Source organism: Photorhabdus viridis (assembly GCF_040256935.1).
GTDB lineage: Bacteria > Pseudomonadota > Gammaproteobacteria > Enterobacterales > Enterobacteriaceae > Photorhabdus > Photorhabdus viridis.
Genome location: NZ_JBEJZY010000137.1, coordinates 1 through 1,638, shown reverse-complemented (window position 1 = coordinate 1,638; position 1,638 = coordinate 1). Strand labels below are relative to the sequence as shown.

Below are 1,638 nucleotides of genomic sequence, written 5' to 3'. Positions count from 1 at the left end.
TCGATCAGTGGCATCACCTAAACAAACAATACCAGACATTGTGATATCCTCTATTAATTATAGAAATAACCCTAAATAAACCATCAGATATTCAGGAGATAATATTTCATCTCGAGATATCTCATTATTGACTTTAATCTTAAGGGCCCCATACCTTCAAAAACTGAATTAAAAGATAAATAAGCGGCCCACTCAATTCCTTTTCAGTTAAAACAGGATGATAAGGATCAGGTAAATACCATCGCCACAAAGCATAAATAGCCACACCAGACAACAAAATAAGTAAGATATTTCTTTTATTCAATTTTTACCATCCAAACAATCTTGATGATTGAACTTAAAGTACGTATCGATATTTTCTTACCCTTTCCCATCCTGATTTTTAACCTTTATATCCTTATAAAGGGTTTAATTTAAAACGCATGTTATCGAGGATCGAAAGCGCCGGGTCTGACTCTAACGGTCTGACTAATAGCATCCCAGAATGCCACTATTTCATTCTGGGTATAGGCTGTCGGTGTCTCTTCATCATTGACCACCGTCAAATCAAAGACCGGCGTTTTCTTTCCGCCGGTTTTCTCATTTGCCAGTAACGTAAATTGATAACGAGGATCATCACTATCCGGCTGTAATCCCACCGCCAATAATTCCTCGGTATCCAGCCCATTAATTTTTCGCACGCCTTTACGGAAAATATCACCCCGGTACAGAAATGCTTTAATTTGGCCGATACGCTCCAGCATACTGTCTTTTTCCCGGATATAGTTATTCGTTTGTATTCTCACATTCAAATAATTATCCGGGCCAGTTTTATATAATGTACCGATATCTTCTTTATCCCTTTGATTATCTGCAATAAACGCATTGGAAATACAGCTTCCCGCAGTAGTCGGAATTTCCGTTTCTTTACGTCCGTGTATACGAGATAATAAATCCCTCAGTGTAGCTAAATCTTTCTGAGCTGTATTAGCATATACAACAGGGTAGGATGCCCTGTCTTTGTCATAGCGAGCGGCTGAACCATTTGTCGTTTCCATTTCTACTTTAATTGCTACTCCATTACTGTACAAATAAGCCTCCAGTACTCTGAATGCATCATCAACGCTTACATTCTCTATGCGTTCAAAAATAATCCCTTTCATCCCCTGAGGAACAGAGTAAATATTCTTTAAATAGGGCATATCAATCACCTTCACCGTTTTTGTCTGCCGTAGTGCCTGCTCCCGCAATTGAATACGCTGTTCAAAGGCAGGTAAATAGATCCGTTGGGTTTCTACCCAATGATCGTTCACCCGGGAAGCATTCACCGTATCATGATAGTTTTCCGGCAAATCAACCAAATACCGGCCGATACAACGGGTTTGTAAATTCGCTAACAATTTGTCCACAGCTAATTTTTCCTTCTGGTTTAACACAGTATGTGGGGGATAGGGTTGCAACCAGTGCCACACCCCGTAAAATACCAGCACAAGCAAACTGGCAATTATTATGGCAAGCGCTTTTTTTCTATTCATCAGGATAAGCCAAAGATGTTTGTTTAACAGATTGCGCTATTTTAACAATAGCTCGCAGGGTAAAAAAACGGGTATCGTCAGTATCATAGGCACCTTCATGATCAACCTCAGCCCCCAATATTGA

General features: G+C 39.7%; 1 protein-coding gene. It reads right to left on the bottom strand.

Features of this window, described 5'->3' with window-relative positions:
* Window positions 1-425: 425 nt before the first annotated feature.
* Complete coding sequence (locus tag ABR397_RS22510; protein WP_350307660.1) at window positions 426-1,514, bottom strand: T6SS immunity protein Tli4 family protein; 1,089 nt, start codon at window positions 1,512-1,514, stop codon at window positions 426-428.
* Window positions 1,515-1,638 lie beyond the last annotated feature (124 nt).

Coding starts and splice junctions, on each gene's coding strand:
- ABR397_RS22510 (WP_350307660.1), bottom strand. CDS start 1,514: ATGAATAGAAAAAAAGCGCTTGCCATAATAATTGCCAGTTTGCTTGTG.